This is a genomic window from Bacillus sp. 41-22, assembly GCF_025809295.1.
Taxonomy (GTDB): Bacteria; Bacillota; Bacilli; order Bacillales; family Bacillaceae_G; genus Bacillus_A; species Bacillus_A mycoides.
The window spans coordinates 3633699-3660098 of sequence record NZ_CP084035.1 but is presented as its reverse complement, the minus strand read 5'-3'; the positions used below and the strand labels follow the sequence as shown (position 1 = coordinate 3660098).

Genomic DNA, 26400 nt, shown 5'->3' with positions numbered 1-26400 from the left:
ATGGTAATTAAATTTAATAACTTTGAAGAAAAGAAACTAGCATTTGCGAAAGCAACACAAGAAGGCACACCAGAAGAACAGTCAGCAGCATTAAATTCTATGATTGAAGCACTTGCTACAGATGTGCGAGCAGATATTTTAAATCAAGTAAATGAATCAATGGTAGATCGTTCTATTATGCAGTCCCGTGGTGCTAATGTACTAACAAGTGAAGAAATGAAGTTCTTTAATGCCGTTGTTGAAGAAAGTGGCTTTAAGTCTACTGAAACTTTACCTAAAACAACTCAAGAACGTATTTTTGACGATTTAGTTGAAGACCACCCTTTCTTACAACATATCGGTTTAGAGAATTTAGGGGCTGTAACAGAATTTATTTACGGAGATCCAGAAGGCGCAGCGGTATGGGGGCCATTATTTGATGGTATTAAAGGGCAACTAAATGCTACATTCCGTAAAGATAGCATTGCCCAACTTAAATTAACAGCGTTTATCCCATTAGCAAATGACATGCTGAAACTTGGGCCTGTGTGGGTAGAACGATACGTTCGTACAATGATTACAGAAGCAATGAAAGTAGGTTTAGAACGTGGATTTGTAGCCGGTACAGGTAAAAATGAACCTATCGGATTATTAAAAGATCCAAGTGGAAGTGTTACGAATGGAGTATATCCAGATAAAAAACCAGTGGGTACTTTAACGTTTGAACCAGGCCGTAAAACAATCAATGAACTAAAAGGTGTAGTTAAATTACTAGCTAAAAAATTAAACGCTGATGGTTCAGATGCAGATAGACCAAAAAATATTGCTGGAAAAGTAGTTATGGTAACAAACCCATTTGATACTTTTGATATTCAAGCAAACGCGACAATTCAAAATGCAGCTGGAGCATATGTGACTAGCTTGCCATTTAACCCAATCCTTACGGAGTCGGTGTTTGTGCCTCAAGGAAAAGTATTATTCTTTGTTAAAGGTCAGTATGTTGCAGCGATGGGCGGCACAGAGCCTATTAAAAAGTTTGAAGAAACACTAGCTTTAGAAGATGCAACAGTTTATATTGCTAAACAATTTGCTACTGGTAAGCCAAAGGATAAATATACATCTCAAGTTTACACATTGAAGATTGAAGAAACATCAACTCCGCCAGCTGAAGGGTGATGTGAATGGATACGGTAATTTCAGAAGAAATTTTACAGCAATTTAAAGACCGGATGCGTTTAGGTGATGATGAAGACGATAACCTAAGACGTATCCTTTTTGCATCCAATAAAGATTTAGTCAGGGTTTGTGGTGATTATGATCTTAATAAAGACGAGGTGTTCAAGGAATTAGTCTTTGAACGCTCTCGTTATGTTTATAACGATGCTTTAGAGTATTTTGCTAAAAATTTTTTAAGCCAGATTAATAGTTTAAGTATTGATAAAGCATTAGAAGAAATCAAACTGGACGGTGAATAAAATGCGTCCTTTTCAATATAAAAAACCATTAAATACAGGTGATTTTAGGAATCGAATTACTATTGAACAATCTGTAGTAATAAAAGATGAATTAAACCAAGTAATCGAAACATCTTGGCCAGAATTAAAAAAAGCCTGGGCAATGATAAAAACGGTGAAAGGGTCTGAGTATATTGAAGCTTCCGCTTCACAGGCTACACGGGTTTATCGTTTTGTGATTCCGTATACTTCTGGTATTACGGAAGAAATGCGAATTAATATGAAAGGTCGTATCTTTGATATCATCGAGCCGCCAATGAATGATGATGAAATGAATCAAACATTGACTATAATCGCAAAGGAGCATGTTTAATATGAATGATTTTGCGGGAGAGCTTGCCAGGGAATTACAAAGATATGCAAATGTTGTGGAAGAAGAATTAACAACTGCACAAGAAGATGTAGCTGATATTGCTGTAGGTAAGTTAAAACAAAATAGTCCTAAAAAAACAGGGGGTTATCGTAAAGGATGGCGTAAGAAAAAAGATGGGAAATCTATTGTTATCCATAATACAAAGGGGCAATTAACGCATCTTTTAGAAAATGGCCATGCGAAAGCTGGTGGTGGCCGAGTACCAGAGAAAGTGCATATTCGTCCAGTTGAAGAGTATGTAATTAATGAATTGCCAAGACGTATTGAAAGGGCAATAGAATCATGACATTAACATTAGGGGAATTAATAAAAATCCTTGAAGCTACAGGTTATCCTGTGGCTTATTCGCATTTCACAGCAACACCAGGTAATCCAGTTCCACCTTATATCTGTTTTCTTGTGGAAGGTTCAGCAAATTTAATGGCTGATAACAAGGTGTATCACAAGATAAATGATTTAAATATAGAGCTTTACACAACTAAGAAAGACTTATTTGCGGAAGCCAAGCTAGAACAAGTCCTAGACGATCATGAGATTCCTTATGAATCGTATGGGACTTTTATTGAATCTGAAAAAATGTATCAAAAATTTTATGAAACGAGGTTGATATAAATGAATGAAAATAAAGTAACATTCGGTTTGAAAAATGTACATTACGTGCCATTAGATATTAAGGATTTCTTAGTTACATTCGGGACGCCAATTCCATTACCTGGTGGAGTCGAACTAACTTTTGAGCCACGCGGTGATTTAATTGAATTCTATGCAGATGATATGCTTTATTACGCAGCAAGTAATAACCAAGGTTACGATGGAACATTAAATATTGCTACTATCCCAGAAAAATTTGCTATTGATGCACTTGGTGAGGAACTAGATGAAACGGATGGCGTATTAAATGAATTAGCTGATGCAAAAGGAAAACCATTCGCATTATTATTTGAGTTTGATGGTGATGTGAACGCAACTCGACATGTTATGTATAACTGTTCAGCAAGTCGTCCAACAATTGCATCTAAAACAAAAACAAGTTCTGCGGAACCAAATACAAATGAACTGAAGTTTGTTTCTAGCCCGATTGTTTTAGCGCCTGGTGGAAGACCAATGGTTAAAACGAAAACGACTGCTAAAACAACACAAGCAATTTATAACGACTGGTACAAAAAAGTATATGTAAAAACACCAGCAGCACCAAAAGGAGCGTAATTATAAATGGAAAAGACAATTACTATAGATGGAAAACAAGTTCGATTAAAAAGCACAGCGGCAACAGTTAAAAAGTACAAAGCACAATTTAGACGTGATTTATTTGCGGATATGTTTGGATTAGGAATAATTTCACCAATCACACCTCAAGATGGTTCACAACCTACTATTGATTTAGCGAATGCTGATTTAAGTAAAGTAGATTTTGAAGTCATTTATGATTTAGTTTGGTTATATGCAAAAACAGCAAACCCAGAAATAGCTGATCCGATTACATGGTTAGATGGATTTGATGAGTTCCCTATTTACGAAATTATTCCTGAAATTATGGATCTGATTCAAAGTACGATGGGAGCAAAAAAAAAATAACAGAAAATGATGAAGAGCAAGGAACTTTCGGTGATGAAGAGTTAACAACCGATACGTTCCTTGCTCTTTGTTATAAAGCGAAATTATCACATGGTGATTTAGAAGAAATGACTATTGGTGATTGTTTTGATTATATTGCTGAATTCGCTGAAATGGAAAATCCAAAGAAAGAAAAAGTAAGAAAAGCAACTCAAAAAGACTTTAATGCTTTCTAAGGAAGAGGGGTGAAATTATGGCAGGAGGAAGAATAAAAGGGATTACAATTGAAATCAATGGTAATACTCAACCGTTACAAAATGCCTTAAAAGATGTTAATAAACAAAGCGATTCTTTGGCTAAAGAGTTGAAAGATGTTGAGCGGTTGTTGAAATTTGATCCAGGTAATATTGAAGCATTAGCCCAAAAACAGCATTTACTTACTCAACAAATTGATAACACAACACAAAAGCTAGATAAATTGAAGGCAGCTGAGCAACAAGTTCAAGCGCAATTCCAAAACGGAAAAGTTTCAGAAGAACAGTATCGTGCGTTTAGGCGTGAAATTGAATTTACACAAGGATCACTTGATGGGTTGAAAAATAAGCTTGGAAACATGAAAGCTGAGCAAGAAAGTGTAGCAAGCTCCACCAGGCAATTAGAAACTTTATTTAGTGCTACAGGAAAAAGTGTTGATGACTTTGCAGGAGCATTAGGTAATCGTCTTGTAAATGCGATTAAAAGCGGGTCGGCTACAAGTCGCCAGTTAGAACAGGCAATTGGTCTTATCGGTCGTGAAGCTTTAGGAGCAGAAACAGATTTAGAAAAATTACAACGTGCACTTCGTTCTGTGGATGCTGGAAACTCCATACAACAAGTACGAAATGAGTTAAGAGATCTACAACAAGAAGCTGACCGGACTGAGAAAAAGTTTGAAGGGCTACAAATAGGATTAGAAAACGTCATAGGTGGTATGGCAGCTGGTGGCGGTATTGCGAGTGCAGTTGAGCAGGCAATGGACATGTCTAAATTAAAAACAAAGATTGATATCACTTTTGATGTTCCGGAGTCTTCGAAAAAATCAGTAGAAGAAGCTGTAAGGGGCGTAACTACTTATGGTGTGGATGCAGAAGAAGCCTTAGAGGGTGTTCGAAAACAATGGGCATTGAATAAGGATGCTTCTGATGAAACGAATGCTGCTGTAGTTAAAGGAGCGGCAACGATTGCGGCAAGTTATGCTGGTATTGATTTTAACGAACTTATACAGGAAACCAATGAAATTGGTGCAACATTAGGAATTACTAATGAAGAGGCTTTAGGATTAGTTAACACGTTATTAAAAACAGGTTTTCCACCTGAACAATTAGACATTATTGCTGAATACGGTGACCAAATGGTTCAAGCTGGCTTTACAGCTAAAGAAGTTCAAGGAATTATGTCAGCTGGTGTAGACACGAAAAGCTGGAATATAGACAACCTATTGGATAAAAAATTGTCCCTATGAGTGGCGACATTCATAGAAAACTCCTTTAATTCAGTGGAACTCTCAAAAGAGACAATACTGAGCGAAGCCTTTAATTTAGGAACGTGCAACGACTAGCTGAAAAGCGTAGGGTGTAAGCAAATGACATCCGAAATGGGGAGCATCTTATATAAAGATGATGATATAGTCTGGTCTGTATAGTGATATACAGAAGTTCATAAGAGAACTGACAGGATGTTGCGAATCCTGTTGAACATATCGGGTGTTAAAGAAGGCCGTATCAAAATGGCTGAGTTTGGTGCCGGTGTAGATAAGTCCATGCAAGCGGTTTTAGATAAAACAAAGATTTCAGCCGATCAATTTGAAAAATGGGGACAAGCAATTGCTGGCGGTGGTGAAAATGGACAAAAAGCGATGCTTGAAGCAACCAAGGCTTTAGCTGGTGTTGAAAATGCGACAGACAGAAATGCGCTTGGTACGAAGATGTTCGGTACCCTTTGGGAAGACCAAGGAAAGAAAATTATCGATACGATTCTAAAGGCAGAAGGTAAGCAAGTTGATTTGAAAAAAGGAGTAGAGGATTTACATGGAGCAACTTCTAAAATAGATGCAAGTCCAGCTGTTAAGTTTCAAAAAGCCATGGAAGATTTAAAAATGGCACTTGAACCAGTTTTATCTGTGGTAGCTAATCTTGTTTCTAAATTTGCAGAATGGGTTTCTGACAATCCGGAATTAGCAGCAACATTAGCGGCTATCGCAGTAGCTATCGGGGTGATTTCTGGTGCGGTTATGGCACTTGCTCCTATAGTTATGGCGATCATGGGCCTGTTTGGTGTCGGAGCAGGAATAGCGGCTGCGATTGTTGCTGTTGTTCCTCTTATCATAGCCGCTATAGCAGCTCTAGGAATTGCAATTTATAAAAATTGGGACGATATCCAAAAATGGACCATCGAGGTATGGAATTCAATTGCAGAATTCCTAATAGGAATATGGGACGGCATATCCCAATGGGCAACAGAAACATGGGAAAGTATTAGCGAATCTACCGCTTCTGCTTGGAATTCAATTAAAGAGTTTTTAGCAGAACTATGGAATGGAATAATGGAGTCCCTATCTGAAACATGGAATTCTATTGTTGAAACTACTACGGAAACATGGAATTCTATAGTTGAATATTTGACTGGAGTTTGGGATGGGGTAGTTGAGACGTTATCAGAAGTTTGGAATAGTATCAGCCAAACCACTTCCGAAGTGTGGACAGCGATTAGTGAGTTTTTCATTAGTACCTGGAATGGGTTAGTTGCTTTTATCACACCGATTTTACAAGGGATAGCTGATTTCTTTGCAATGATTTGGAATGGCATTTCAACAGTGATTCAAACAGTATGGAATTTCATTACGCAATACTTACAGGCGATTTGGACAGCTATTTTATACTTTGCTACTCCAATATTTGAAAGTATTAAGAATTTCATTTCTGAATGTTGGAATACCATTAGCGCTACTACAAGCTTTGTATGGGAAACGATTAAGAATTTCTTAGTTTCCTGTTGGAATGGGCTTGTAGCATTTGTTATGCCGATTTTTGAGCAAATCAAATCTTGGATCATTACTGTGTGGGATACAATCAGTTCAGCAACAATGGCTGTGTGGAATGCAGTGAAGAATTTCTTACAAGCATGCTGGAATGGATTAGTTGCTATTGTAACACCAATTTTTGATGCAATAAAAAACTGGATTGTGAATGCCTGGAACACGATTAGTTCCACAACAAGTGCAGTATGGAATGCCATTAAAAGCTACCTTTCTAGCTTATGGAGCTCAATTGTTTCCATAGCGAGTTCCGTATTCAATAACATCAAAGAAGCTATTTCGACTGTCTGGAACATGATTAGTAGTACGAGTAGTAGCATCTGGAATGGTATTAAATCAACTCTTTCAAACATTTGGGAAGGGATAAAATCAACAGCATCTTCGGTTTGGGATGGACTAAAAGAAGCTATTATGACTCCTGTTCGTTGGGTAACAAATGCTGTTAGTGGAGCGTTTGAAGGAATGAAATCGGCTGTATTAGGTGTATGGGATGGAATTAAAAGCGGTATTAAAACAGCGATTAATGGAATTATTCATATCATAAATAAATTTATAGATGGTTTTAACACGCCAGCAGAATTATTGAATAATATACCAGGTGTTAGTGCTCCGACTATTCCGCATGTTCCTATGCTTGCTAAAGGTGGAAAACCTGTAGGAGATGGCTCATTTATTACTGGAGAAAAAGGACCTGAGATGTTTACGAAAAGAGGTAATTCAATTACAGTTACTCCGTTATCTTCGAAAGAGAGATCGCTTGGTATCACTGGAACTATGAATCAATTAATGGGCGATATGAGCCGTATGATGGCTAATTCTATGAGTCAGTTATCAGGCTTAAAAAGCGTTATGAGTGGTGTATACGGAAGTATGTCAAACAGTAGGCAAGCAATGACAGCTAGTGTTGCAAATCAAGTGTTTAATTATTCGTCAGGATCATCTGGCGGTAATGGAGTAATTCCGATGCTCGGAGGAGATTTAGTAGTTGAAGTACCTGTTAGTTTAGAAGGACGAGACGTGGCACGTGGTACTTATAGATATACAACTGAATATCAAGAAAGAGAAGCACAGAGAGATTCAGACTTTTAAGTTTGAGTCTCTTTTATTTTTAAACGAAATGAGGTGTTAACATGAGTTCTTTTACATTTAACAAAATACGTAAAGACTTTATTCAAATAGAAAAGGGATGGAGTCCACCGACATGGGCACCTCTAAAGCGAAATTTTTTAAAAACACCTGGATATCCAGGTGCAAGATTATTAGGTACAGAAACGGACCCTCGTCCACTTCCTGTACCTGTAGGAATTATTGTTCCAGATGAAACCAATTTAGAAACGTTAAAGGAAGAAATATCAGCTTGGTTAATTACAGAAGAAGCGGTCGAGCTAGTTTTTGATGCAACTCCTGATAGAACATATATAGCTGTTATTGATGAAGATTTTAATCTTGATGATTTCGTTACATTAGGCAAAGGTACTTTGAAGTTTACTTGTCCTATGCCTTATAAATTAGGACCTACTCGAACGGTAGAATTTGAAATGGATGGACGCGGATTAATAGCAAATATTCAAAACAAAGGCAGTGTAGAATCTAATCCAATTATTGAAATTGAAGTAACGAAGCCTTCCACATTTCTTGATGTATGGAATGGAACGAATTACTTTCGCATTGGATATCCATTGAAAGCAGATCAGATTCCAGTTGAAAGAAATCAACGTGTATTATGGGATGAAATGTCCACCACTGTAGGATGGACGAATGTAGCTAAAACAGAGGATATGACGGGTGGAGGTAAGTTTAAAACAGATGGATATCGTTTTATGGCTGAATATCTAGGCGAACCTACAGTAAAAGGGTGGCATGGTTGTATAGCCAAAAAGAATATTCCACAAGGACCATTACAGGATTTCATCATGCAAGCCTATGTACAAATTAATAGTCATCATTGGGATCAAATGGGACGTGTGGAAATAGGTCTTCTCGATGAAAATAGCGATTATGTAGCTCGTATATCGATGAGCGATGTTCAATGGGAAGCCGAGCAGAATAGTGGATTTGCTAGTGTTGGGAATAGTAAAAAACCGGGTGGGCAAGTCTTTATCAACGAGCATGGAGATCATCCAGATACTTGGACTAACTTCAGAGGTCGCTTATGGCTTGCAAGAACAGGGAACAGATGGGAAGCATATATTTCTAAATTTATTTTAGGTACGGAGACTGATGACTCAGAGCGCTTTGTAGTGTGGATAGACGAAAATAACGTCAACATGAATAAAGTCACTCAAGTACAAATCAGTATTTCTCAGTTCTCTAACAACATGTTTTGTTCGCAAATGAGTATTGATGATTTGAAAATATGGAAAGTCAATATGAATACACAAGATAACCCACCGTATATTTTCGATGTTGGAGATAAAGTATCCATTGATACAGAGAGAAGCCTTGTAACGATAAATGGTAAGAGTGCTATTAATCTAAAAGATATATTTAGTGATTATCCGGTTGTTAATAAAGGTTCAAACACACTAGAGGTTATGCCTTCAAACGTAGGAAAAGCAAAGGTAATATACAGGGATATATTTAGATGAGAACACCTAGCGGAACACTTCATGTTGTCGATTTTCAAACAGAACAAATCGTTTCTACTATCCAATCTAAAGATTATTGGGATGATAAACGGCATTGGGAAATCAAGAACAATATTGATAAGTTTGATTTTACAACGGCTGATGGTACAGAACAAGCAGCTACACTCATGCAACAAAACTTAGTGTTAAAAGAGGTGCGTAGCGGTGTTATTGTACCGTATGTAATTACTGAAGCTGAAAAACTTTCTAATGATAGATCCGTAATTACTTATGCATCTGGTGAATGGATTTTATTAGCAAAAGCAGGTGTTATCAATCCTCAACGAATTGAAGGGAAAACGGTCAATGAGTTTATTGACATAGCTTTAACAGGGACAAAGTGGAAACGAGGTCGTACAGAATACTCTGGTTTTCATACAATGACTATCAATGAACCTATCGACCCGCTTAAATTTTTAAAGGATATCGCTTCTCTTTTTGATTTGGAAATTGTGTATCGTGCTGAAGTTGTGGGTAATCAATTCGTTGGTCGTTATGTGGATATGGTTAAGAAGCGTGGTCGAGAAATAGGTAAAGAAGTAACTCTTGGTAAAGATTTAATGGGAATCAAACGTATTGAAAACTCTCAAAATATCTGTACAGCGCTTATGGGGTTCGTTAAAGGTGAAGGAGATAAGATAATTACAGTTGAGAGTATTAATAACGGTTTGCCGTACATCGTAGATAGCGATGCGTTCCAGCGCTGGAATGAAAAAGGGCAACATAAATTCGGCTTTTATACGCCAGAAACAGAACAAGATATTACTCCAGAACGTTTAATGACTCTTATGAAAACAGAGATAAAAAAACGTGTTAATACATCTGTTTCTTATGAAGTTCAAGCGCAAAGTATCGGGCGAGTTTTTGGATTAGCGCATGAGCTAATTAATGAGGGTGATACAATCCGAATTAAAGATACAGGTTTTATACCTAAACTGTATCTAGAAGCTCGTGTTATTGCTGGTGATGAATCATTTACTGATCCTACACAAGATAAATATGTGTTTGGTGATTATCGTGAAATCATTGATCCAAACGAGGAATTACGTAAGCTCTACAATAAAGTCCTGGCTTCTCTTGGAAATAAACAAGAAATTCTAGATCAGCTAGATAAGTTGGTTAAAGAGACTGCTGAAAAAGCTAACAATGCTCAAAAAGAATCTGAAGCCGCAAAGAAACTTGCTGAAAAAGTACAAGAAAACATAAAGAACTATCAAACGACTATCATTGAAAGTAAAACAGCGCCGACTACAGGATTGGAAGCTGGTAAAACAATATGGCGAGATATTAGTAACGGGAAACCTGGTATTTTAAAAGTATGGAACGGTAACGGGTGGGAATTGCTAATTCCTGATGTAGAAGTAGTAAAGAAAGAGACACTGGAGCAAGTCAATAAGGATATTCGGTCCACAAAAGAAGAATTAAATAAGAAAGTGGAAGAAGCACAAAACGAAACCGCTGGACAATTTAATGTAGTAAACGAAAATCTTCAAGAGGTTTCTCGAACTATTAAAAATGTACAAAACTCTCAAGGTGAAATTAATAAAACTGTCTCTGAAATGAAACAAACCAATGAAGGTTTTACTAAATCTATTGAATTATTAACAAAAAAAGACGGTGAAATTACTGGAAAATTAAATACAGTAGTAGAGACTTCCGAAGGCACAAAAAAGATAATCTCTGAGGTGCAGCAAACAACAAATGATCTAAAGAAAACCACAACTGAAATTACAGAAAAAGCAGGGAAGATTAGTGAGAAATTAGAGAACGTAGAAAAGAAGGTTGCTAACGATAAAGCTGGAGGACGTAACCTTCTTTTAGATTCAAATGTTAAATATGAAAAAGCGGATTATTTAATTAATCAATATACTCTATCTGAAAATTTTTCTGCAGGTGAGGAATATACTTTTGTAATTAAAGGTAGTGTTCCACAGGGACAGAAATTTGGCATTTGGCAGAATGGTGGTTCGATTAATGTCGGGTATGCAACAAGTGTTTATGCCAGTGGAATTACTTATGTGACATTTAAAGCTGTTGCAACGACGGTAGGTAACGAGAAGAAATTGTCTTTATACAATTCCCCTCAAAACACAACGAAAGCGACAGTTGAATGGGTTGCTTTATATAAAGGGAATAGACCGCAGGATTGGACACCAGCTCCAGAAAACCAAGTAACAAATGATGAATTCACTAAGAAAACAACTGAGATTACAAAAAGTGTGGACGGTATTAAAGAAAGTATTAAAACAGTTGAACAAACACAAGGAAAATTTAGTGAACGTGTTAACACTGTAGAAAAGAATGCAGAAGGAACAACTGCAAGTGTTAAGAAATTACAGGAAACACAAACTGAGCAAGGAAAGACGCTTAGCGAGGCTACTACAACAATAGGTCAACATAGCGAAGCATTGAAGCTAACAATGAAAAAGAAAGATGTTGAGGATTATGTAGGCGGTTTAGGTACTGTCAACGAGTTGCGTGATGCTGATTTTAAGTTAGGACAAAAATACTGGCTTTGGAATAGTGGTAATGGGGCTGTTGGCTCTGTTGATACAAATTTAAAATACAAAGGTATGAATACATTCTCGATTACTGTTACTGGACAGACTCAAGATCGTTGGTGGGGTCTAACAAGTCAATTCATTGAGTGTCAAGTTAACGAGGAATTTGTTGCATCAGGTTATTTCAATACTGACGGGAAAACACCTATTGATAGTGGCGGTGCATGTATTGAAATTGAGTGGTGGACTGCTGACAAAAAAACTCGTGTTAAAACAGCTAGAACGAATGTCAAGGTTGTAAATAATACGTGGGTTCATGCTGTATGTACAGACAAAGCACCTGCTAATGCATCGTTTGTGAGATGGCGTTATTATGTTACAAGAAATGGGCGTTTGTGGTGTGCTGCACCTATGTTGCAACGTGGGACTATAGCTACCGAATTTTGGTTACATCCGAAAGATCAAACTGATGTTGACAAGATGTTGGAAGATATAGCTGATAGAGTAGCAACTGAGGATTACAATAAAAAAGTAACGGACATTGAGAGGGAAATAAAAGCTACAGTAGACGGTATTGAAATAACCTCGAATAAACAAGAAAAATTTATTAATGAGACTTATGCCGCTTATGTAAAAGAAACTGGATCTAAGATTAAAGTTTTAGATGAAGGAATTCTGGCAGAAGTTAAAAAAGGAAATATCATTGCAGCTATTAATTTATCATCGGAAAAATTAATAATTGATGTTGCAAAGGTAAATATCAATGCAGATACAATGGTGAAGTGGTTAACAGCAAAAGGTATCGATACGAATATCATTAACGTTAATGGTGATAAAATTACCATTGATAAAAATGGTGTAACCGTTAAAATGCTAGACTTCCTATTCCAAGACGAATGGGGAACAAAAACAACTGCGGTATCCAGACGAAACTTAATAGCAGATTCCGATTTTTCTAGTGTTGGAAAGAAAAACATTGGGAATGCAGATTACTATGGGTTTGAAGGTGGATATGGTTTAACTTGGAGGTCGCAGGGCAATGTAGTGATAGAAAAAAATACATCTGTATTTGATTACGAACAAATGGTTAATGCGGCAAGGGTAGATATGTACAACTATCCAGAAGCAGTGGTTAACAATGGGATACATCCAGGAAACGAATATACATTATCTGCACATTTTAGAGCATCTATGATAAATGGTGTACGTAAGACAGCGAAACCACGCTTGCACGTATGTTGTGTGAAGTTTAGGGACAATGTTTCCTATGACATATGGAATGAACAAAAAATGGATTTCCCTGAGCCATCTATATTCTATGGAGAAATCAGAAGATACTCATTTACATTCAAAGTACCAACAAACTATAAACCACAAGAACATGCATTGATTATTAAAGTCTGCTCTGCAAATGGACAAATAACTGGTGCACAAACAGCGGTTTGTGTTTCAGGTGTAACACTATACAGCGATAAATATGCATCTATGTATAACTGGGATCGTGCAGCAGCAGAAAGAGCCGCTGGTCTTCAGCCGTTTAATGCAATTGCTATAGGTGGTATAAATAACATATTGCAACCAGCAGCAGACGGGCAAACGTTTGATATAAATACAGAAAAAGATGTTAAGTTTTTTAGTAATATACGAGCAGTACAAGGTGTAAATCTCGGTGGGAATGCATATCAAGGTTGGGGGCATATTCGCTTTACGGATGGTAATCTCGGACCAGGTTTTTATGTTAATACCCCGAATGGTTGGAAATTTAACGCACTTGGATAGAAAGGAAGGATTGGACATGGATATTAACTATATGAAGCCTTTTCAGGAAGGTGCAACGCTTCCTTATATGGGAAGAATAGTAGACATAAAGCGAACTGAAACAGGCGTTTTTATACAAGTACCTGTTGATATGTTAGATAATGCAGGGATTGCCAATGATACTAGTAAAGTCGAGGTCTGGAGGGAAATGAATGACGGAGGAACTGTTTGTTTTAGAGTTTTAACAAAATGTGAGTTATGCGGTCGTGGATCCAGACTGTATGAATTAGATTTAGGAGTTGCTAAAAGAAACATTTGTGCAGATGATTATTTCAAACTTACAGGAAAAAATCCACCGCAAGAACCACTAGCAATCGAAAATACAACGCGAATAGAGCAGCCATAAGCTGGTCTTTTTATTTTGAACAAAATACGGCTTTTAGAGACAAGTGTGCGATAACATGCTTTTTTATTTAAAAAAAGGCGACTGTAAGTGTAATGTATATGGGCTCTAAATATTAACGAGCGGATTTGATGCAGGGTAAGTTATCTTTGTAAAAGAACTAAGGATTAAGATTAATAAAAAGTGATTTAAAAAACGTTACTCTTGATGTCGATTAAATCACTAAGTTAAATTAATCCTGTGAATCTGCGTTGTCATGATTCGCTGTATTCGAATCGTGATTATTACCTTCCGAATGATCCTGAGCACTTTTCATAGACGCTGTAATAACTGAGGTTGTCATTATGGCATTCATCCAGCTAGCTTCAGCATCATTAGTATTTGTTCCTGAATCGTTATGATTACCATTTTCTTGTATTGAGGAATGATTTTTTAATTCTTTTTCAATAGATTTGTTAACTTGTTTCTTCCTACCAAAAATCTTCATGAATACTAGTAATATAAAGCATACAATGAAGATTATTAGAAGAAAAATTATCCCTTCCATATGCACACCTGCTTTCTACTTTAAACGATAACAAATAACACGGTACAATAACACATTACAAGGGAAATTTTTAAAAATAAAATTATTCTGAATAAAATACGACTTTTAAAACAAATCAAAGCGTGCTTATAGCAGGCTTTTTAATTTTTAGAAAAGGAGTTGAACCAATGCAAGAAATTCAAGATTTAAAGCAAGAGATCCAACAAATTAAGTCAGATCAAAAGGATATGCAGCGCGATATCCGAAACATAGAAACACGTACCACTGTCAATGAAAAGGACATTGTGAATATAAACAAACAGCTTGAGAAGATTAGCGCCAATACTACCTGGATTCTCCGTATCATTATTGGTGCAATCGTAACAGCACTTATCGGTTTATTGTTGAAGGGAGGTGGTATGTAATGATTGAGATTACTGTAATGATTGGAATTGTAGTTGGTCTTTCACAGATTGCAAAAACAATTGGATTACAAACAAAATATGTTCCGTTATTGAATTTAACGCTTGGCATTGTGCTAGGCGTTTTATTTTTGGACGGAGATATCAAAGCAAATGTATTTCAAGGAATCATCATTGGACTATCAGCAAGTGGATTATTTGACCACACAAAAATTATGAAAAAGGATGTTGATGCTAAATGAAAAAGACAATGAAACATATTACCTCATTTCTTATGATTCTAGTACTTGCTGGCTCTTTTGCAACAAGTGCTTTTGCTGATAGAACGCTTATTATTCCAGATTTACCAAAACAACCATACCGTTATGGTGTAGGTGCTTATGAAGGCGTTGTAGCTCATTCAACGGCAACTCCAGAAGCACCAGCTATTAATATTCAAAAATATGAATATCATACATGGCGTTCAGCATTCGTTCACTATGCAGTAGATTGGAATGAAACAATCCAAATTGCTGATACAAAATACATCGCTTATGGAGCTGGATCAGGAGCGAATAAACGTTTTGTACATGTAGAGCTTTGCGAAACAGCTGACTATGATAAATTCAAACGTAGCTATGATAAATATGTGAAGTTACTAGCTAAAACCTTACGTGACCGCGGTTTATCTGTAGAAAAGGGATTATGGACTCACTACGATGTTACGAAGTATCTTGGTGGTACAGATCATGAAGACCCACTTGATTATCTGCGTAGTCATGGCGTGTCAGAAGCTCAATTTCGAGCTGATGTGCAACGTGCATACAATAATGCTAATGTTGAGGTTTCTGTTCTTGATAAGCCATCTAAACCAGCAGAAGTATCAACAACTGTAACTGATAGTGTAATTTATATTGAGGGATACAACGTTAACTTACGTAAAGGACCAGGTACAAGCTATTCTAAGATTCGTCAGTTAAACAAGCCAGAATCTTATGTTGTATGGGCTGAAAAGGATGGTTGGTTAAATCTTGGCGGTGAACAATGGATTAAAAACGATCTATCTTATGTGAAGTTTAATAAGAAAAGCACAGTAGATTCTTCTATTGTTGGGAAGCGTGTTGTTTCAAAAGTTAACAATCTACGTTTCTATGATGCTCCATCTTGGCAAGATAAAGATGTTGCTGGTTCTGTAGATACAGGATTAGGATTTACTATTGGTGCAAAAGTAAGTGTAAATAGTTCACCACAATACAAAGTACACAACAGTAAAGGGAAAACTTACTTTATAACGGCAAATGAAGCTTATGTTTATGTGAAGTAAAAGAGAGCTACCTTCTTATTAGAAGCTAGCTTTTTGTTATTAGAAAAAAAGAAGTAGAATTAAAAATAGAAGATTAAGTTACTTGTCCAAACAATTCTTTTTGAAATACATAAAATGCCAGTAGTTAGCTAATATTTTCATATTGATAATTTTTCAGATTAAAAGGGGTGATTTTATGTGTGAATGTGAAGTGTGTAGAAGAAAGAAAAACCGGAGTCCATTAAATCGGGATTCTGAACCAATAAAACAGGGTGAGTTTATGTGTGAATGTGAAGTGTGTAGAAGAAAGAAAAACCGGAGTCCATTAAATCGGGATTCTGAACCAATAAAACAGGATTCTGAACCAATAAAACAGGGTTCTGAACCAATAAAACAGGATTCTGAACCAATAAAACAGGATTCTGAACCATTAAATTCTTATTCATTTATTAAAAATGCTAATTTTTTAGAAGAAGCTATACAAACAGATGAAATTGATCAAGTTTCTGAGGAGTATATTGAAATAATTGATTCAGCAGATGTACAAGTTACTACTACAGATACAAAAGCTGCGCTATCTATCCAAGCGGCATTACAAGCAGCTATTGTGGTTGTAGTAAGTATTTCTATAGCAGATAGTGAAAAAGCAGATAAAATAACACAAGAATTATTTCAAAAATCATCTATTAAACAAATTAATAGACAAAAATTGCTTATTAAAAATTCCAGAAACGTATCCGTAACAACTACTGATACAGATATTGCAGTGAATATTCAAATTCTTCTTCAAGTTTTATTAGCTTTACTAGTTAAATTAAACATTTTATAAAGTGTTTATCCCGTTTATATTTAGCTATAAGGGTTTACTCTAGGTAAATATTACGTTGTTGTAGTATGTGGTACAAGCTTGGACTCTTTATAATGACTGGATTAATATTCAAGATTAATGCGAAAGTAGGTGTAGATAACTACACAATAGCAAAGGTAAAATATATTATTTAACAGTAAATGAAACTTATGTATATGTGAAGTATAGGAAAGCTGCCTTCTTATTAGAAGCCAGCTTTTTAATTTTATTGGTAAAAAGAATTAAAAATAGAAGATTAAGTTACTTGTCCAAGCAATTCTTATTAAAATACATATAATGCTGGTAGTTATTCGAAATTTTTATAGAAAATTTGATTGGAGTGAATATTTTAAATGGATGATTTAAACAAATTTTCTTCCTTTAAATTTGATAAGGACCAAAAGAATATAATCATAGACCTTTTACTCTCAGATGTTTTTAATAGGCATGGGATAAATGAAGAAAAGTTAAAAAATTTATCGCCAGAAAAAAAGCAGCAAATTAAAAGTATTGTTTCTGAAATACAATCACAGGTTAATAATTATTTGGATTGAAAGGGGGTGAACTTATGGACAAAGCATGCAGTTCAGATGAAAATAAAAAGTGGAGTGCATTAGATTCTTCAAATCCGCATCCGTCTTTTAAAAATGCTAACGTTTCAGAAGTGGCTAAACAAGAAAGTAAAACTTACCAAATCTCTGAAGAATCTATTACAATTGTTGATTCAGCAGATGTAGAAGTTACTACTACAGATACAAAAGCTGCGTTATCTATCCAAGCAGCATTACAAGCAGCTATTGTGGTTGTAATAAGTATTTCTATAGCAGACAGTGAAAAAGCTGACCGTGTAGCACAAGAATTATTTCAAAAATCATCTATTAAACAAGTTAATAAGCAAGAAACTGTTATTAGAAATTCTAGAAATGTTTCAGTTACGACTACGGATACAGATATAGCAGTAAATGTTCAAATCCTTCTCCAAATTTTATTAGCTTTACTAGTCAAATTAAACATTTTATAAAATGCTTAACCTGTTTTTTAGATATAGTGCTTCTTATAGGTAAATAGTCACTGTTTTGATTATGGTACAAGCTATGAATATTTATCATAACTGGACTAATATTCAACATCGCCAAAATATTAATGTAAACAAACAATGTGATGGAAAATAAAGTTTGGTTATTTGTTTAAAATTAAAAAGCCGTATCCTATCTTGGATTCGGCTTTTAAATTTTTAAACATATAAATCTGAAAAGATTATATTAAATTAAAGATGAATTTGAAAAATGATTATAAATTCATATCTTTTAAGCCAGGGCTATGTTCGTTTGGCATCTCTGGTAATTCTGGAACAGGAAATCCTTTTGGAGGTTCTGTTACATGTAGTTCACCTTTATTTCTACTTGGGGACTCACCTTGGAATATTTCGCCTATTCTTGTTTGATCTAACCTAAAATTAAATTGAGCATTGTGGAATCCCATTTCTACATACTTTCTACATTCTGGATACTTATTTATATCATAGTTAGGAACTGGAAAGAGCTTTCCCCATTCCACCCCTAATGTTTCTAAAGCTTTTGCAAAAGCATTTTGATGTGCATTATCACGTACAATTAAAAATGCAAGTGTTTCTCGAAATGTTTGATTTGAACTCATTTCATATATTCTTGTTTTTTGTAATACACCAGTTGATTCAAGAACTAAATTGTCTAATAAGTCGCTAATTAAGTTCCCGTGACTATATACCCAGGAACCATTCCATGGGTTGCCTGCTGCATCAACAGGGAGTGAACTTTTAGCACCTATGATAAAATGGTGTGGATTTGCGTGTTTAACTGCCTCATCGATTGGTGCACCGTCTAAAGCTACATTACCTGGTTGTGATTCTCCAGCCTCGTTTAAAAGTTGATTGATTGTATTTTGTACCAACTCTACATGACTAATCTCTTCAAGAAATATACCTCGAAGTAAATCACGATATTGCTTCTCTTTTCCTCTAAAATTTGAACTTTGAAAGAAATATTGCATCATTGTACGCATTTCGCCAAAATGTCCGCCTAAAATTTCTTGTAAAACTTTAGCAGCAGCAGGATCTGGCTTGTCTGGTTTAATAATGTTAATTAATTCTTCTTTATAATAATACATAGTATGATCCTCTCTTTTTGGGAATAGAAAACTATATTTATTTTGGAAAATTAATAAATCGCCTTTTTAAAGGCGATTTATATTTTATGTTCACTGTATCATCTTGATATATAAGTACTTGTTTACTAAAAAATGTTCCACATTAGCGTGTTTCTTTGTCTCCTCTTCTAAGACCAAGTAACCCTGCTAGTCCTAATAAACCAAGCCAAGCCCAATTATTATTTTTATCACGATTATCATTTAAATCATTTGTCGTATTTACATTTCGAGTTCTTACATCATTATTAACTCTATTCATGTTATTGTCATTAACTCGAGTTGAAATATCAGTATTATTAACTCTATTCATATTATTTCCATCGTATTCAGCATGGGCAGTTGTACCTAAAAACATAATAGCTAGTGCTAAAACGCTTAAAATAGATGATAATTTCTTCTTCATAGTTCTCCCTCCTTTCTTATGCATTAATTTCTCCAGCTCTTTGTACATTATTCGTTTAAGAGCATCTAAACTATAACGATAAGGATAAATTTATGAGGGGTATCTTTAATTTCGAAAATTAAAGATACAGGTAAATACAACGAAGCGGTTAGCAAAAGCTAACCGCTTACTCTATGTTATGCTTGATCAGATTGAAGAACATGTAAAGGAGGGGGAATAATCCAACCTTTTTTCTTATTTAATCGCAGTAAAGTAACACCTGCTTGTGCTTTTTTCATATGGAATTGTCCAAACATCATTCCTACATCTTCTCGAAGAGATTGTCCCATAGCCTGACTACATGCTACTAATCCAGCAGCAAGATCCATAGAAACTTTAGCTGCAATTTCTGCGTCATTAATACGAGCACCAGGAGGGATTGTTTCAATAGATGCAACTGGGCGTTCTGGAGGTGCTGGTGGTAATGCCACCCCATTTAATTTCAACAAGTTTTTTAATTCTTCAACTTCTGATTGGATATCATTTTCTATAAGGTTTTCTAAAAGTTTTTTTAAGTCCTCGTCTCCGGTATGATTAACGAGAACTTGGTAACCAGCAATTGCACCTTGTGCTCCTGCAAGGTAACTCCAAAGTGCAAAAACTTCTCCGTAATGCATTGGTTCATTTTGGGGATTGCCACTTAATACTCCCATTTTAAGATGCCTCCTTAAACTGAATAAATTTTTTGAAAGACTTTTTATCAAAGAAAAAATGGTTTTAAAAATGTTCCGTAATAAAGAAAACAGGTTTCTAAAGTTCATTTGGAACACCCTAACTACAAGTAATATTTTCTCAATTTATAATGTACAAATGTAAAGAATATATACCATGTAACTTAGGATAGGAATTTAAATTATTAAATACACCAAAAATTCAGCTCCTTTAGGAGCTGGATTTTTGTCAATTTTACATTAAAGATATAGGTTATAAATGTAAAATGAAAAGTATGGAATCTAAATTCATTTAAACTCCATACTTTTTTGTATATAATAGAAGGAAAAATATGCGCCTTCTTTGTCATCACCCTGTTGGCGTCAACCTAATGCGCCTAATGGCTACAAAAGACATCTACTTCGTACCATTTGGCCAAGATGCACCAGAGAAAAAACCGAACTCAATGGTAGCTCGTATGGAGTTACTTGAAGATACAGTATTGGAAGCGCTACAAGGAAAACAATTACAACCTGTTGTTGTAGAAAAATTCAGATATATGAATTAAAAAACGAAAAAAACGTACAATTTTTGTTGAAACCATCATTCTTACTGTAGAATATGATAAAATTAACGTTATTAAGATTAGAGGGGGCATTGTAAGCTCCTTCTAATTCTAAGTTATAGAAGGATTGGTATCTAGAAAGGGGCATAGTGATGGAAAAGCAAAAAACTTTTCATGTCGCTGTAGTTGGAGCAACCGGCGCAGTTGGTGAACAAATGTTAAATACTTTAGAGAAACGAGAATTTCCAATTGGGAAGTTAACGTTACTTTCATCTAAACGATCTGCAGGTAAGAAACTTGTATTTAAAGGCGAAGAATTTACAGTTCAAGAGGCAACTCCTGAAAGTTTTGAAGGAGTAGATATTGCACTATTTAGTGCAGGTGGATCTGTATCGAAACAATTAGCGCCAGAAGCAGCAAAGCGCGGTGCAATTGTTGTTGATAATACAAGTGCATTCCGTATGACAGAAAACGTGCCACTTGTTGTACCTGAAGTAAATGAAAATGATTTAAAAGAACATAATGGTATTATTGCAAATCCAAACTGTTCTACAATTCAAATGGTAGTAGCTCTTGAGCCAGTTCGCCAGCAATATGGTTTAAAACGAGTAATCGTTTCCACATATCAAGCTGTATCAGGTGCTGGTGCGGCAGCTATTGAAGAACTTCATGAACAATCACAAGCAATCTTAAATGGCGAAGAAGTAAAGGCGAATGTTTTACCTGTATCAGGTGACGAAAAGCATTTCCAAATCGCTTTTAATGCTATTCCACAGATTGATAAATTCCAAGATAATGGATTTACATTCGAAGAAATGAAAATGATTAATGAAACGAAAAAAATTATGCATATGCCTGAATTAGAAGTAGCTGCGACATGTGTACGTTTACCAGTTGTATCGGGTCATTCCGAGTCTGTATACATTGAAGTAGATAAAGAAGGCGTAACAGTAGAAGAAATGAAAAACTTACTTGCAAATGCAGAAGGTATTGTACTGCAAGATAATCCAGCAGAGCAGTTATATCCAATGCCAGCTACTGCAGTAGGTAAAAATGAAGTATTCGTTGGAAGAATCCGTAAAGATTTAAATAATGATAAAGGATTCCACCTTTGGGTCGTATCTGATAACTTATTAAAAGGCGCTGCATGGAATTCTGTTCAAATTGCAGAGCGCTTAGTAAAATTACAATTAGTGTAAACGGCTAAGAGAAGGTGCAAAATATGAAAATTATTGTTCAAAAATTTGGTGGTACATCAGTACGTGATGACAATGGGCGCAAGCATGCGCTTCACCATATAAAAAAATCGTTAGCTGCTGGTTATAAAGTAGTTACTGTTGTATCAGCAATGGGCCGTAAAGGTGAACCGTATGCAACTGATACGTTATTAAGTCTTGTAAATCAAGAGGAACCTAATATTTCTAAACGTGAGCAAGATTTATTATTATCATGCGGAGAATTAATCTCAGCAATTGTTTTCTCTAACATGTTGAATGAGAATGGTATAAAAGCAGCAGCATTAAATGGTGCGCAAGCTGGTTTTGTAACGAATAATGACTTTACGAATGCTAAGATTATTGAAATGAATTGCGATCGTATACATGAAGAGTTACAAAATGTAGATGTTATCGTCGTGACTGGATTCCAAGGTCAAACGAAAAATGGAGATACGACAACACTTGGACGCGGAGGTAGTGATACCTCAGCTTCAGCATTAGGTGTTGCGCTTCATGCTGAATATATCGATATCTTCACAGATGTTGAAGGTGTTATGACTGCGGATCCTCGTATCGTAAAAGATGCACGTCATCTTCAAACTGTAACATATAACGAGATTTGTAACATGGCTTATCAGGGTGCGAAAGTTGTTCATCCGCGTGCGGTTGAAATTGCGATGCATGCAAAAGTACCACTTCGTGTACGTTCTACGTATTCTGATAGTGAAGGTACGCTTATTGCGGCATATGATGGTGCTACAAAAGGGCAGGATGTAGAAGAACGTCCTGTTACAGGGATTGCCCATGTGTCAAACGTAACGCAAATTAAAGTGCTTGCAAAAGAAACTGCATATGATTTACAACAACACGTGTTTAAAGAAATGGCTAATGAAGGGATTAGTGTGGACTTAATTAACATTTCTCCTACTGGTGTAGCTTACACAGTAAAGGATAGTGTATCAGCGCGTGCAGTTGAGGTTTTAAAGCAACTTGGATATGATCCAGTGGTGACAGAGCATTGTGCGAAGGTTTCTATCGTTGGTGCTGGAATGGCAGGTATTCCAGGGGTTACAGCGAAAATTGTCACAGCTTTAGCGGAAAAAGGTATTCAAATTCTGCAATCAGCAGATAGTCATACGACAATTTGGGTTCTTGTAAAAGAAGCCGATTTAGTGGAGGCTGTGAATGCATTACATAGTGCATTTGAGCTTTCAAAAGAAAAGCAACTGGAACAATAAGGAGTGAGATCATGATAGATTTTGGGACAATTGCAACCGCGATGGTAACACCGTTTGATAAAAATGGTAATATCGATTTTGCAAAGACAACGAAATTGGTAAATTATTTAATTGATAACGGTACAACAGCAATCGTGGTAGGAGGGACGACTGGAGAATCTCCTACATTAACATCAGAAGAAAAAGTAGCGTTATATCGCCATGTCGTATCTGTTGTCGATAAAAGGGTGCCCGTCATCGCTGGAACAGGTAGCAATAATACGCATGCTTCTGTCGATTTAACAAAAAAGGCAACTGAAGTTGGTGTTGATGCAGTTATGCTAGTGGCACCGTATTATAATAAACCGAGTCAAGAAGGGATGTACCAGCACTTTAAAACAATCGCTGAAAGCACTCCGCTTCCGGTAATGCTATATAATGTTCCAGGACGATCTATTGTACAAATCTCCGTTGATACAGTTGTTCGTTTATCAGAAATAGAAAACATTGTTGCGATTAAAGATGCAGGTGGCGATGTATTAACAATGACAGAAATCATTGAAAAAACAGCGGACGACTTTGCAGTATACAGCGGTGATGATGGTTTAACATTACCAGCTATGGCAATTGGAGCAAAAGGTATTGTTTCTGTAGCATCTCATGTTATCGGGAATGAAATGCAAGAAATGATTGCTGCATTCCAAGCTGGAGAGTTTAAAAAAGCGCAGAAATTACATCAATTACTAGTAAAAGTAACGGATGCACTATTTATGGCGCCGAGCCCAACACCAGTAAAAACAGCATTACAAATGGTGGGATTAGATGTAGGTTCTGTACGTTTGCCACTTCTTCCATTAACGGAAGAAGAAAGAATAACGTTACAATCCGTAATGCAATCTATTCCTCGTTAATAAAAATGACCTAGTGTGAAACTAGGTCATTTTTATTTTGACTAACTATATGTAAGTGATGAAAATTAGCTATAGTTAATAGGCTGTAATAAGAAGGGGGTGGCAGGGGGGAGAATTAGTAAGAAACTGATTACAGAGATAAGATTTTTTAGTGAATATCGTTTCATGTTTATGTAAAGAATTTACATGAATATTTTTCCATCAAACTCTTATTACGTAGGGAAAATAGTAAAACTGATATGAATTTTGCCCTCTTAAATTATAATCTCATTTTAATGTCTTCTCTTGTCTTTCGCATAATTTAACTTGTGTTCTATTTCTTGTATCAGTTATAATATGGCTAAGTAGCTTAGTACGGGTATGCTTAGCAAAATTGGTAAAAATTAAGATTTAATGAAATTTTCATATCATATCGAATAAGATATTTGATTTATATAATGAAAGAGAGGTGAAACCTGGTTTAAAAAATTAACAAGGACATGATATCGCATAACGGTAAGGACATTCGTCTTGGACGGTGAATATATGGTGGTTGTAGAGTTTCCCCTGGTGTCTCTGCAATTTTAGTGAAATCAGTGTTTGCAAGATTTTTAAACCAGGCAACAACATGAAGAGAAAAGAGAATGAGTCTGTTAAAGTATTTGCTCTTGGCGGAGTAGGTGAAATCGGAAAAAACATGTACTGTGTTGAAATTGATTCTGAAATCTTTATTGTAGATGCCGGATTGATGTTCCCGGGAGATGAAATGTTTGGGATTGATATTGTTATTCCTGACATTACATATTTAGTAGAAAATCAAGAGCGAGTAAAAGGACTATTTATTACCCATGGTCATGAAGATCATATTGGTGGAATTGTTTATGTGCTTCGTAAATTATCTATTCCAGTATATGCGACGAAATTAACGGTAGGACTTATACAAGAAAAGCTTGGCGAAGCAGGAATGCTAGGCCGTGTAGACTTAAAAACAATTGACTCGAATTCAACAGTAGAGTTTAATTCAACAAATGTGTCATTCTTCGGAACGACACATAGTATTCCGGATTCTGTGGGTGTTTGTTTCCATACATCAAAAGGTGCTGTAGTATATACAGGAGACTTTAAATTTGATCAAACTCCAATCGGAAATAGTGGAGCAGATCTTGGGAAAATGGCGCAAATTGGAAATGAAGGCGTACTTTGCTTGTTATCTGATAGTACAAACGCTGAACGTCCTGGTTATACAGGTTCGGAAAAAGAAGTTGGTATAGAGATTTCTAAAGTATTCTATAGTTCAGAAGGGCGTATTATTGTTGCTTCATTTGCCTCCAATGTACACCGTATTCAACAAGTGTTTGATGCAGCTGCTGAAACTGGAAGGAAAGTAGCGGTAGTAGGACGTAGCATGGTGAAAGTGGTAGATATTGCAAGACGTCTTGGTTATTTAGATGTTCCAGAAGGTATGGTTATTTCATTACAAGAAATAGACAATTTCCCGGAAAAAAAGGTAGCCATCTTAACGACTGGTAGTCAAGGGGAACCGATGGCAGCCCTTTCTAGAATGGCGAAACAAGCTCATAAACAAATTTCAATTCGTAAAGGCGATACTGTTATTATTGCAGCTTCTCCAATTCCAGGAAATGAAGTATCTGTATCAAAAATTATTGACTTGTTATTTAGATCTGGTGCTGAGGTTATTTATTACGGTGAAAGAAAAGTTCACGTTTCAGGTCATGGTAGCCAAGAAGAATTAAAGCTGATGATAAATTTAATGAAGCCGAAGTATTTTGTACCCGTACATGGTGAGTTCCGTATGCAAAAAGCACATGCGTATTTAGCGGAAGATGTAGGTGTTGCGAGAGAGAATATCTTTATCGTAGAAAAAGGCGATGTAATTGCTTTTGGTGACGATGAAGCAAAATTAGCTGGTAAAGTGCAAGCTGGTAATGTTTTAATTGATGGATTAGGTGTAGGTGACGTCGGTAACATCGTTCTTCGAGATAGAAAGATGTTATCTCAAGATGGAATTTTAGTTGTTGTTGTAACACTTGGTAAGGATGAAAAGAAAATAATCTCTGGTCCAGAAATTATTTCACGCGGCTTTGTATATGTTCGTGAATCAGAAGCATTAATCGAACGATCCACAGATATTGTACGTATGATTGTTGAACAATCAATTAAAGAATATACAATTGAATGGTCTATGTTGAAACAAAATATTCGTGAATTATTAGGGCAGTTCTTGTACGAAGAAACGAAGAGAAAGCCAATGATTTTACCGATTATTATGGAAGTATAAAGAAGGTCACCTTTACAGGTGATCTTTTTCTTTTTTAACCCTATCGAATGAAATTCATAACTTAAGAAATAATAGT

Annotated in this window: 26 protein-coding genes and 1 pseudogene; 23 read left to right on the top strand and 4 right to left on the bottom strand. The window is 35.8% G+C overall.

Annotated features, from left to right (window positions below; translation table 11 throughout):
• The 12 genes from LCF45_RS18565 (at position 1) to LCF45_RS18510 (ending at position 13785) form a co-directional block, all read left to right on the top strand.
• Positions 1–1155 (top strand): phage major capsid protein, encoded by a 1155-nt coding sequence (locus LCF45_RS18565; RefSeq protein ID WP_263893151.1) that lies wholly within the window; start codon positions 1–3, stop codon positions 1153–1155.
• A 5-nt stretch (positions 1156–1160) separates the two neighbouring features.
• Positions 1161–1454, top strand: a complete 294-nt coding sequence (locus LCF45_RS18560) for a hypothetical protein (RefSeq protein WP_263893150.1) — start codon at positions 1161–1163, stop codon at positions 1452–1454.
• A gap of 1 nt (position 1455) precedes the next feature.
• A complete protein-coding gene (locus LCF45_RS18555; RefSeq protein WP_263893149.1) occupies positions 1456–1806 on the top strand; it encodes a phage head closure protein in 351 nt (116 codons plus the stop codon).
• Between the two features lies 1 nt (position 1807).
• The gene (locus tag LCF45_RS18550) at positions 1808–2152 is read left to right on the top strand and encodes an HK97 gp10 family phage protein (protein WP_263893148.1); all 345 of its coding nucleotides are present in this window, start codon (positions 1808–1810) and stop codon (positions 2150–2152) included.
• On the top strand, positions 2149–2478 hold the full coding sequence (locus LCF45_RS18545) for a hypothetical protein (protein ID WP_263893146.1): 330 nt from the start codon (positions 2149–2151) through the stop codon (positions 2476–2478). Before LCF45_RS18550 ends, LCF45_RS18545 begins: the two co-directional genes overlap by 4 nt.
• The gene (locus LCF45_RS18540) at positions 2479–3072 is read left to right on the top strand and encodes a major tail protein (RefSeq protein WP_263893145.1); all 594 of its coding nucleotides are present in this window, start codon (positions 2479–2481) and stop codon (positions 3070–3072) included.
• A gap of 6 nt (positions 3073–3078) precedes the next feature.
• Positions 3079–3441, top strand: a complete 363-nt coding sequence (locus LCF45_RS18535) for a hypothetical protein (protein WP_263893143.1) — start codon at positions 3079–3081, stop codon at positions 3439–3441.
• A 232-nt stretch (positions 3442–3673) separates the two neighbouring features.
• The gene (locus tag LCF45_RS18530) at positions 3674–4921 is read left to right on the top strand and encodes a hypothetical protein (RefSeq protein WP_263893142.1); all 1248 of its coding nucleotides are present in this window, start codon (positions 3674–3676) and stop codon (positions 4919–4921) included.
• A gap of 264 nt (positions 4922–5185) precedes the next feature.
• Positions 5186–7582, top strand: coding sequence for a phage tail protein (locus LCF45_RS18525; RefSeq protein WP_263893141.1), 2397 nt, complete (start codon positions 5186–5188; stop codon positions 7580–7582).
• A 41-nt stretch (positions 7583–7623) separates the two neighbouring features.
• A complete protein-coding gene (locus LCF45_RS18520; RefSeq protein WP_263893140.1) occupies positions 7624–9081 on the top strand; it encodes a distal tail protein Dit in 1458 nt (485 codons plus the stop codon).
• Positions 9078–13400: a phage tail spike protein gene (locus LCF45_RS18515; protein WP_263893139.1), complete on the top strand. Its 4323-nt coding sequence runs from the start codon at positions 9078–9080 to the stop codon at positions 13398–13400. The genes LCF45_RS18520 and LCF45_RS18515 overlap by 4 nt, the downstream gene beginning before the upstream one ends.
• Positions 13401–13416: 16 nt before the next feature.
• A complete protein-coding gene (locus LCF45_RS18510) occupies positions 13417–13785 on the top strand; it encodes a hypothetical protein (RefSeq protein ID WP_263893138.1) in 369 nt (122 codons plus the stop codon).
• A 229-nt stretch (positions 13786–14014) separates the two neighbouring features.
• Here LCF45_RS18510 and LCF45_RS18505 read toward each other — a convergent pair whose 3' ends face one another.
• Entirely contained in the window at positions 14015–14329 is a 315-nt protein-coding gene (locus LCF45_RS18505; RefSeq protein ID WP_263893137.1) for a hypothetical protein, read from the bottom strand.
• Between the two features lie 167 nt (positions 14330–14496).
• Here LCF45_RS18505 and LCF45_RS18500 point away from each other — a divergent pair, with 167 nt between their 5' ends.
• The 6 genes from LCF45_RS18500 to LCF45_RS18475 all read left to right on the top strand — a co-directional run bounded on the left by LCF45_RS18500 (position 14497) and on the right by LCF45_RS18475 (position 17880).
• The gene (locus LCF45_RS18500) at positions 14497–14733 is read left to right on the top strand and encodes a hemolysin XhlA family protein (RefSeq protein WP_147740033.1); all 237 of its coding nucleotides are present in this window, start codon (positions 14497–14499) and stop codon (positions 14731–14733) included.
• Positions 14733–14972, top strand: a complete 240-nt coding sequence (locus LCF45_RS18495) for a holin (protein WP_078180706.1) — start codon at positions 14733–14735, stop codon at positions 14970–14972. Before LCF45_RS18500 ends, LCF45_RS18495 begins: the two co-directional genes overlap by 1 nt.
• Positions 14969–16033: an N-acetylmuramoyl-L-alanine amidase gene (locus LCF45_RS18490; protein WP_263893135.1), complete on the top strand. Its 1065-nt coding sequence runs from the start codon at positions 14969–14971 to the stop codon at positions 16031–16033. The genes LCF45_RS18495 and LCF45_RS18490 overlap by 4 nt, the downstream gene beginning before the upstream one ends.
• 259 nt (positions 16034–16292) lie before the next feature.
• Positions 16293–16841, top strand: a complete 549-nt coding sequence (locus LCF45_RS18485; RefSeq protein ID WP_263894892.1) for a spore coat protein — start codon at positions 16293–16295, stop codon at positions 16839–16841.
• A gap of 371 nt (positions 16842–17212) precedes the next feature.
• On the top strand, positions 17213–17413 hold the full coding sequence (locus tag LCF45_RS18480) for a spore coat protein (RefSeq protein ID WP_131247531.1): 201 nt from the start codon (positions 17213–17215) through the stop codon (positions 17411–17413).
• Between the two features lie 14 nt (positions 17414–17427).
• On the top strand, positions 17428–17880 hold the full coding sequence (locus LCF45_RS18475) for a spore coat protein (RefSeq protein ID WP_263893134.1): 453 nt from the start codon (positions 17428–17430) through the stop codon (positions 17878–17880).
• 269 nt (positions 17881–18149) lie between these two features.
• On the opposite strand, the gene LCF45_RS18470 is transcribed toward LCF45_RS18475, so the two are convergent.
• The 3 genes from LCF45_RS18470 to LCF45_RS18460 form a co-directional block, all read right to left on the bottom strand.
• Positions 18150–19004 carry a manganese catalase family protein gene (locus LCF45_RS18470; protein ID WP_263893133.1) on the bottom strand — a complete coding sequence of 285 codons (855 nt, stop codon included), beginning with the start codon at positions 19002–19004 and terminating at the stop codon, positions 18150–18152.
• 142 nt (positions 19005–19146) lie between these two features.
• On the bottom strand, positions 19147–19446 hold the full coding sequence (locus LCF45_RS18465) for a WGxxGxxG family protein (RefSeq protein ID WP_263893132.1): 300 nt from the start codon (positions 19444–19446) through the stop codon (positions 19147–19149).
• Between the two features lie 176 nt (positions 19447–19622).
• Positions 19623–20138: a DUF3231 family protein gene (locus LCF45_RS18460; protein WP_263893131.1), complete on the bottom strand. Its 516-nt coding sequence runs from the start codon at positions 20136–20138 to the stop codon at positions 19623–19625.
• A 377-nt stretch (positions 20139–20515) separates the two neighbouring features.
• Between LCF45_RS18460 and spoVFB the strand changes: the two are divergent.
• From spoVFB to LCF45_RS18435, 5 genes and pseudogenes are all read left to right on the top strand, one after another.
• Positions 20516–20704: pseudogene (gene spoVFB / locus LCF45_RS18455) on the top strand (dipicolinate synthase subunit B); the annotation flags it as partial.
• Positions 20705–20853: 149 nt separating this feature from the next.
• Positions 20854–21900 carry an aspartate-semialdehyde dehydrogenase gene (gene asd, locus LCF45_RS18450; protein WP_002014577.1) on the top strand — a complete coding sequence of 349 codons (1047 nt, stop codon included), beginning with the start codon at positions 20854–20856 and terminating at the stop codon, positions 21898–21900.
• 23 nt (positions 21901–21923) lie between these two features.
• Positions 21924–23156, top strand: a complete 1233-nt coding sequence (gene dapG / locus LCF45_RS18445) for an aspartate kinase (RefSeq protein ID WP_002088068.1) — start codon at positions 21924–21926, stop codon at positions 23154–23156.
• A gap of 11 nt (positions 23157–23167) precedes the next feature.
• Positions 23168–24046, top strand: coding sequence for a 4-hydroxy-tetrahydrodipicolinate synthase (dapA, locus tag LCF45_RS18440; RefSeq protein ID WP_002014579.1), 879 nt, complete (start codon positions 23168–23170; stop codon positions 24044–24046).
• A 607-nt stretch (positions 24047–24653) separates the two neighbouring features.
• Positions 24654–26324 carry a ribonuclease J gene (locus LCF45_RS18435; RefSeq protein WP_002088065.1) on the top strand — a complete coding sequence of 557 codons (1671 nt, stop codon included), beginning with the start codon at positions 24654–24656 and terminating at the stop codon, positions 26322–26324.
• Positions 26325–26400 lie beyond the last annotated feature (76 nt).

What these genes read in the sequence shown, in the direction of transcription:
- LCF45_RS18545 (WP_263893146.1), top strand. Translation starts at nt 2,149, where the DNA reads ATGACATTAACATTAGGGGAATTAATAAAAATCCTTGAAGCTACAGGT.
- LCF45_RS18515 (WP_263893139.1), top strand. Translation starts at nt 9,078, where the DNA reads ATGAGAACACCTAGCGGAACACTTCATGTTGTCGATTTTCAAACAGAA.
- asd (WP_002014577.1), top strand. Translation starts at nt 20,854, where the DNA reads ATGGAAAAGCAAAAAACTTTTCATGTCGCTGTAGTTGGAGCAACCGGC.
- LCF45_RS18465 (WP_263893132.1), bottom strand. Translation starts at nt 19,446, where the DNA reads ATGAAGAAGAAATTATCATCTATTTTAAGCGTTTTAGCACTAGCTATT.
- LCF45_RS18470 (WP_263893133.1), bottom strand. Translation starts at nt 19,004, where the DNA reads ATGTATTATTATAAAGAAGAATTAATTAACATTATTAAACCAGACAAG.
- LCF45_RS18550 (WP_263893148.1), top strand. Translation starts at nt 1,808, where the DNA reads ATGAATGATTTTGCGGGAGAGCTTGCCAGGGAATTACAAAGATATGCA.
- LCF45_RS18435 (WP_002088065.1), top strand. Translation starts at nt 24,654, where the DNA reads ATGAAGAGAAAAGAGAATGAGTCTGTTAAAGTATTTGCTCTTGGCGGA.
- dapA (WP_002014579.1), top strand. Translation starts at nt 23,168, where the DNA reads ATGATAGATTTTGGGACAATTGCAACCGCGATGGTAACACCGTTTGAT.
- dapG (WP_002088068.1), top strand. Translation starts at nt 21,924, where the DNA reads ATGAAAATTATTGTTCAAAAATTTGGTGGTACATCAGTACGTGATGAC.
- LCF45_RS18535 (WP_263893143.1), top strand. Translation starts at nt 3,079, where the DNA reads ATGGAAAAGACAATTACTATAGATGGAAAACAAGTTCGATTAAAAAGC.
- LCF45_RS18565 (WP_263893151.1), top strand. Translation starts at nt 1, where the DNA reads ATGGTAATTAAATTTAATAACTTTGAAGAAAAGAAACTAGCATTTGCG.
- LCF45_RS18530 (WP_263893142.1), top strand. Translation starts at nt 3,674, where the DNA reads ATGGCAGGAGGAAGAATAAAAGGGATTACAATTGAAATCAATGGTAAT.
- LCF45_RS18490 (WP_263893135.1), top strand. Translation starts at nt 14,969, where the DNA reads ATGAAAAAGACAATGAAACATATTACCTCATTTCTTATGATTCTAGTA.
- LCF45_RS18560 (WP_263893150.1), top strand. Translation starts at nt 1,161, where the DNA reads ATGGATACGGTAATTTCAGAAGAAATTTTACAGCAATTTAAAGACCGG.
- LCF45_RS18555 (WP_263893149.1), top strand. Translation starts at nt 1,456, where the DNA reads ATGCGTCCTTTTCAATATAAAAAACCATTAAATACAGGTGATTTTAGG.
- LCF45_RS18460 (WP_263893131.1), bottom strand. Translation starts at nt 20,138, where the DNA reads ATGGGAGTATTAAGTGGCAATCCCCAAAATGAACCAATGCATTACGGA.
- LCF45_RS18525 (WP_263893141.1), top strand. Translation starts at nt 5,186, where the DNA reads ATGGCTGAGTTTGGTGCCGGTGTAGATAAGTCCATGCAAGCGGTTTTA.
- LCF45_RS18510 (WP_263893138.1), top strand. Translation starts at nt 13,417, where the DNA reads ATGGATATTAACTATATGAAGCCTTTTCAGGAAGGTGCAACGCTTCCT.
- LCF45_RS18500 (WP_147740033.1), top strand. Translation starts at nt 14,497, where the DNA reads ATGCAAGAAATTCAAGATTTAAAGCAAGAGATCCAACAAATTAAGTCA.
- LCF45_RS18475 (WP_263893134.1), top strand. Translation starts at nt 17,428, where the DNA reads ATGGACAAAGCATGCAGTTCAGATGAAAATAAAAAGTGGAGTGCATTA.
- LCF45_RS18480 (WP_131247531.1), top strand. Translation starts at nt 17,213, where the DNA reads ATGGATGATTTAAACAAATTTTCTTCCTTTAAATTTGATAAGGACCAA.
- LCF45_RS18540 (WP_263893145.1), top strand. Translation starts at nt 2,479, where the DNA reads ATGAATGAAAATAAAGTAACATTCGGTTTGAAAAATGTACATTACGTG.
- LCF45_RS18505 (WP_263893137.1), bottom strand. Translation starts at nt 14,329, where the DNA reads ATGGAAGGGATAATTTTTCTTCTAATAATCTTCATTGTATGCTTTATA.
- LCF45_RS18485 (WP_263894892.1), top strand. Translation starts at nt 16,293, where the DNA reads ATGTGTGAATGTGAAGTGTGTAGAAGAAAGAAAAACCGGAGTCCATTA.
- LCF45_RS18520 (WP_263893140.1), top strand. Translation starts at nt 7,624, where the DNA reads ATGAGTTCTTTTACATTTAACAAAATACGTAAAGACTTTATTCAAATA.
- LCF45_RS18495 (WP_078180706.1), top strand. Translation starts at nt 14,733, where the DNA reads ATGATTGAGATTACTGTAATGATTGGAATTGTAGTTGGTCTTTCACAG.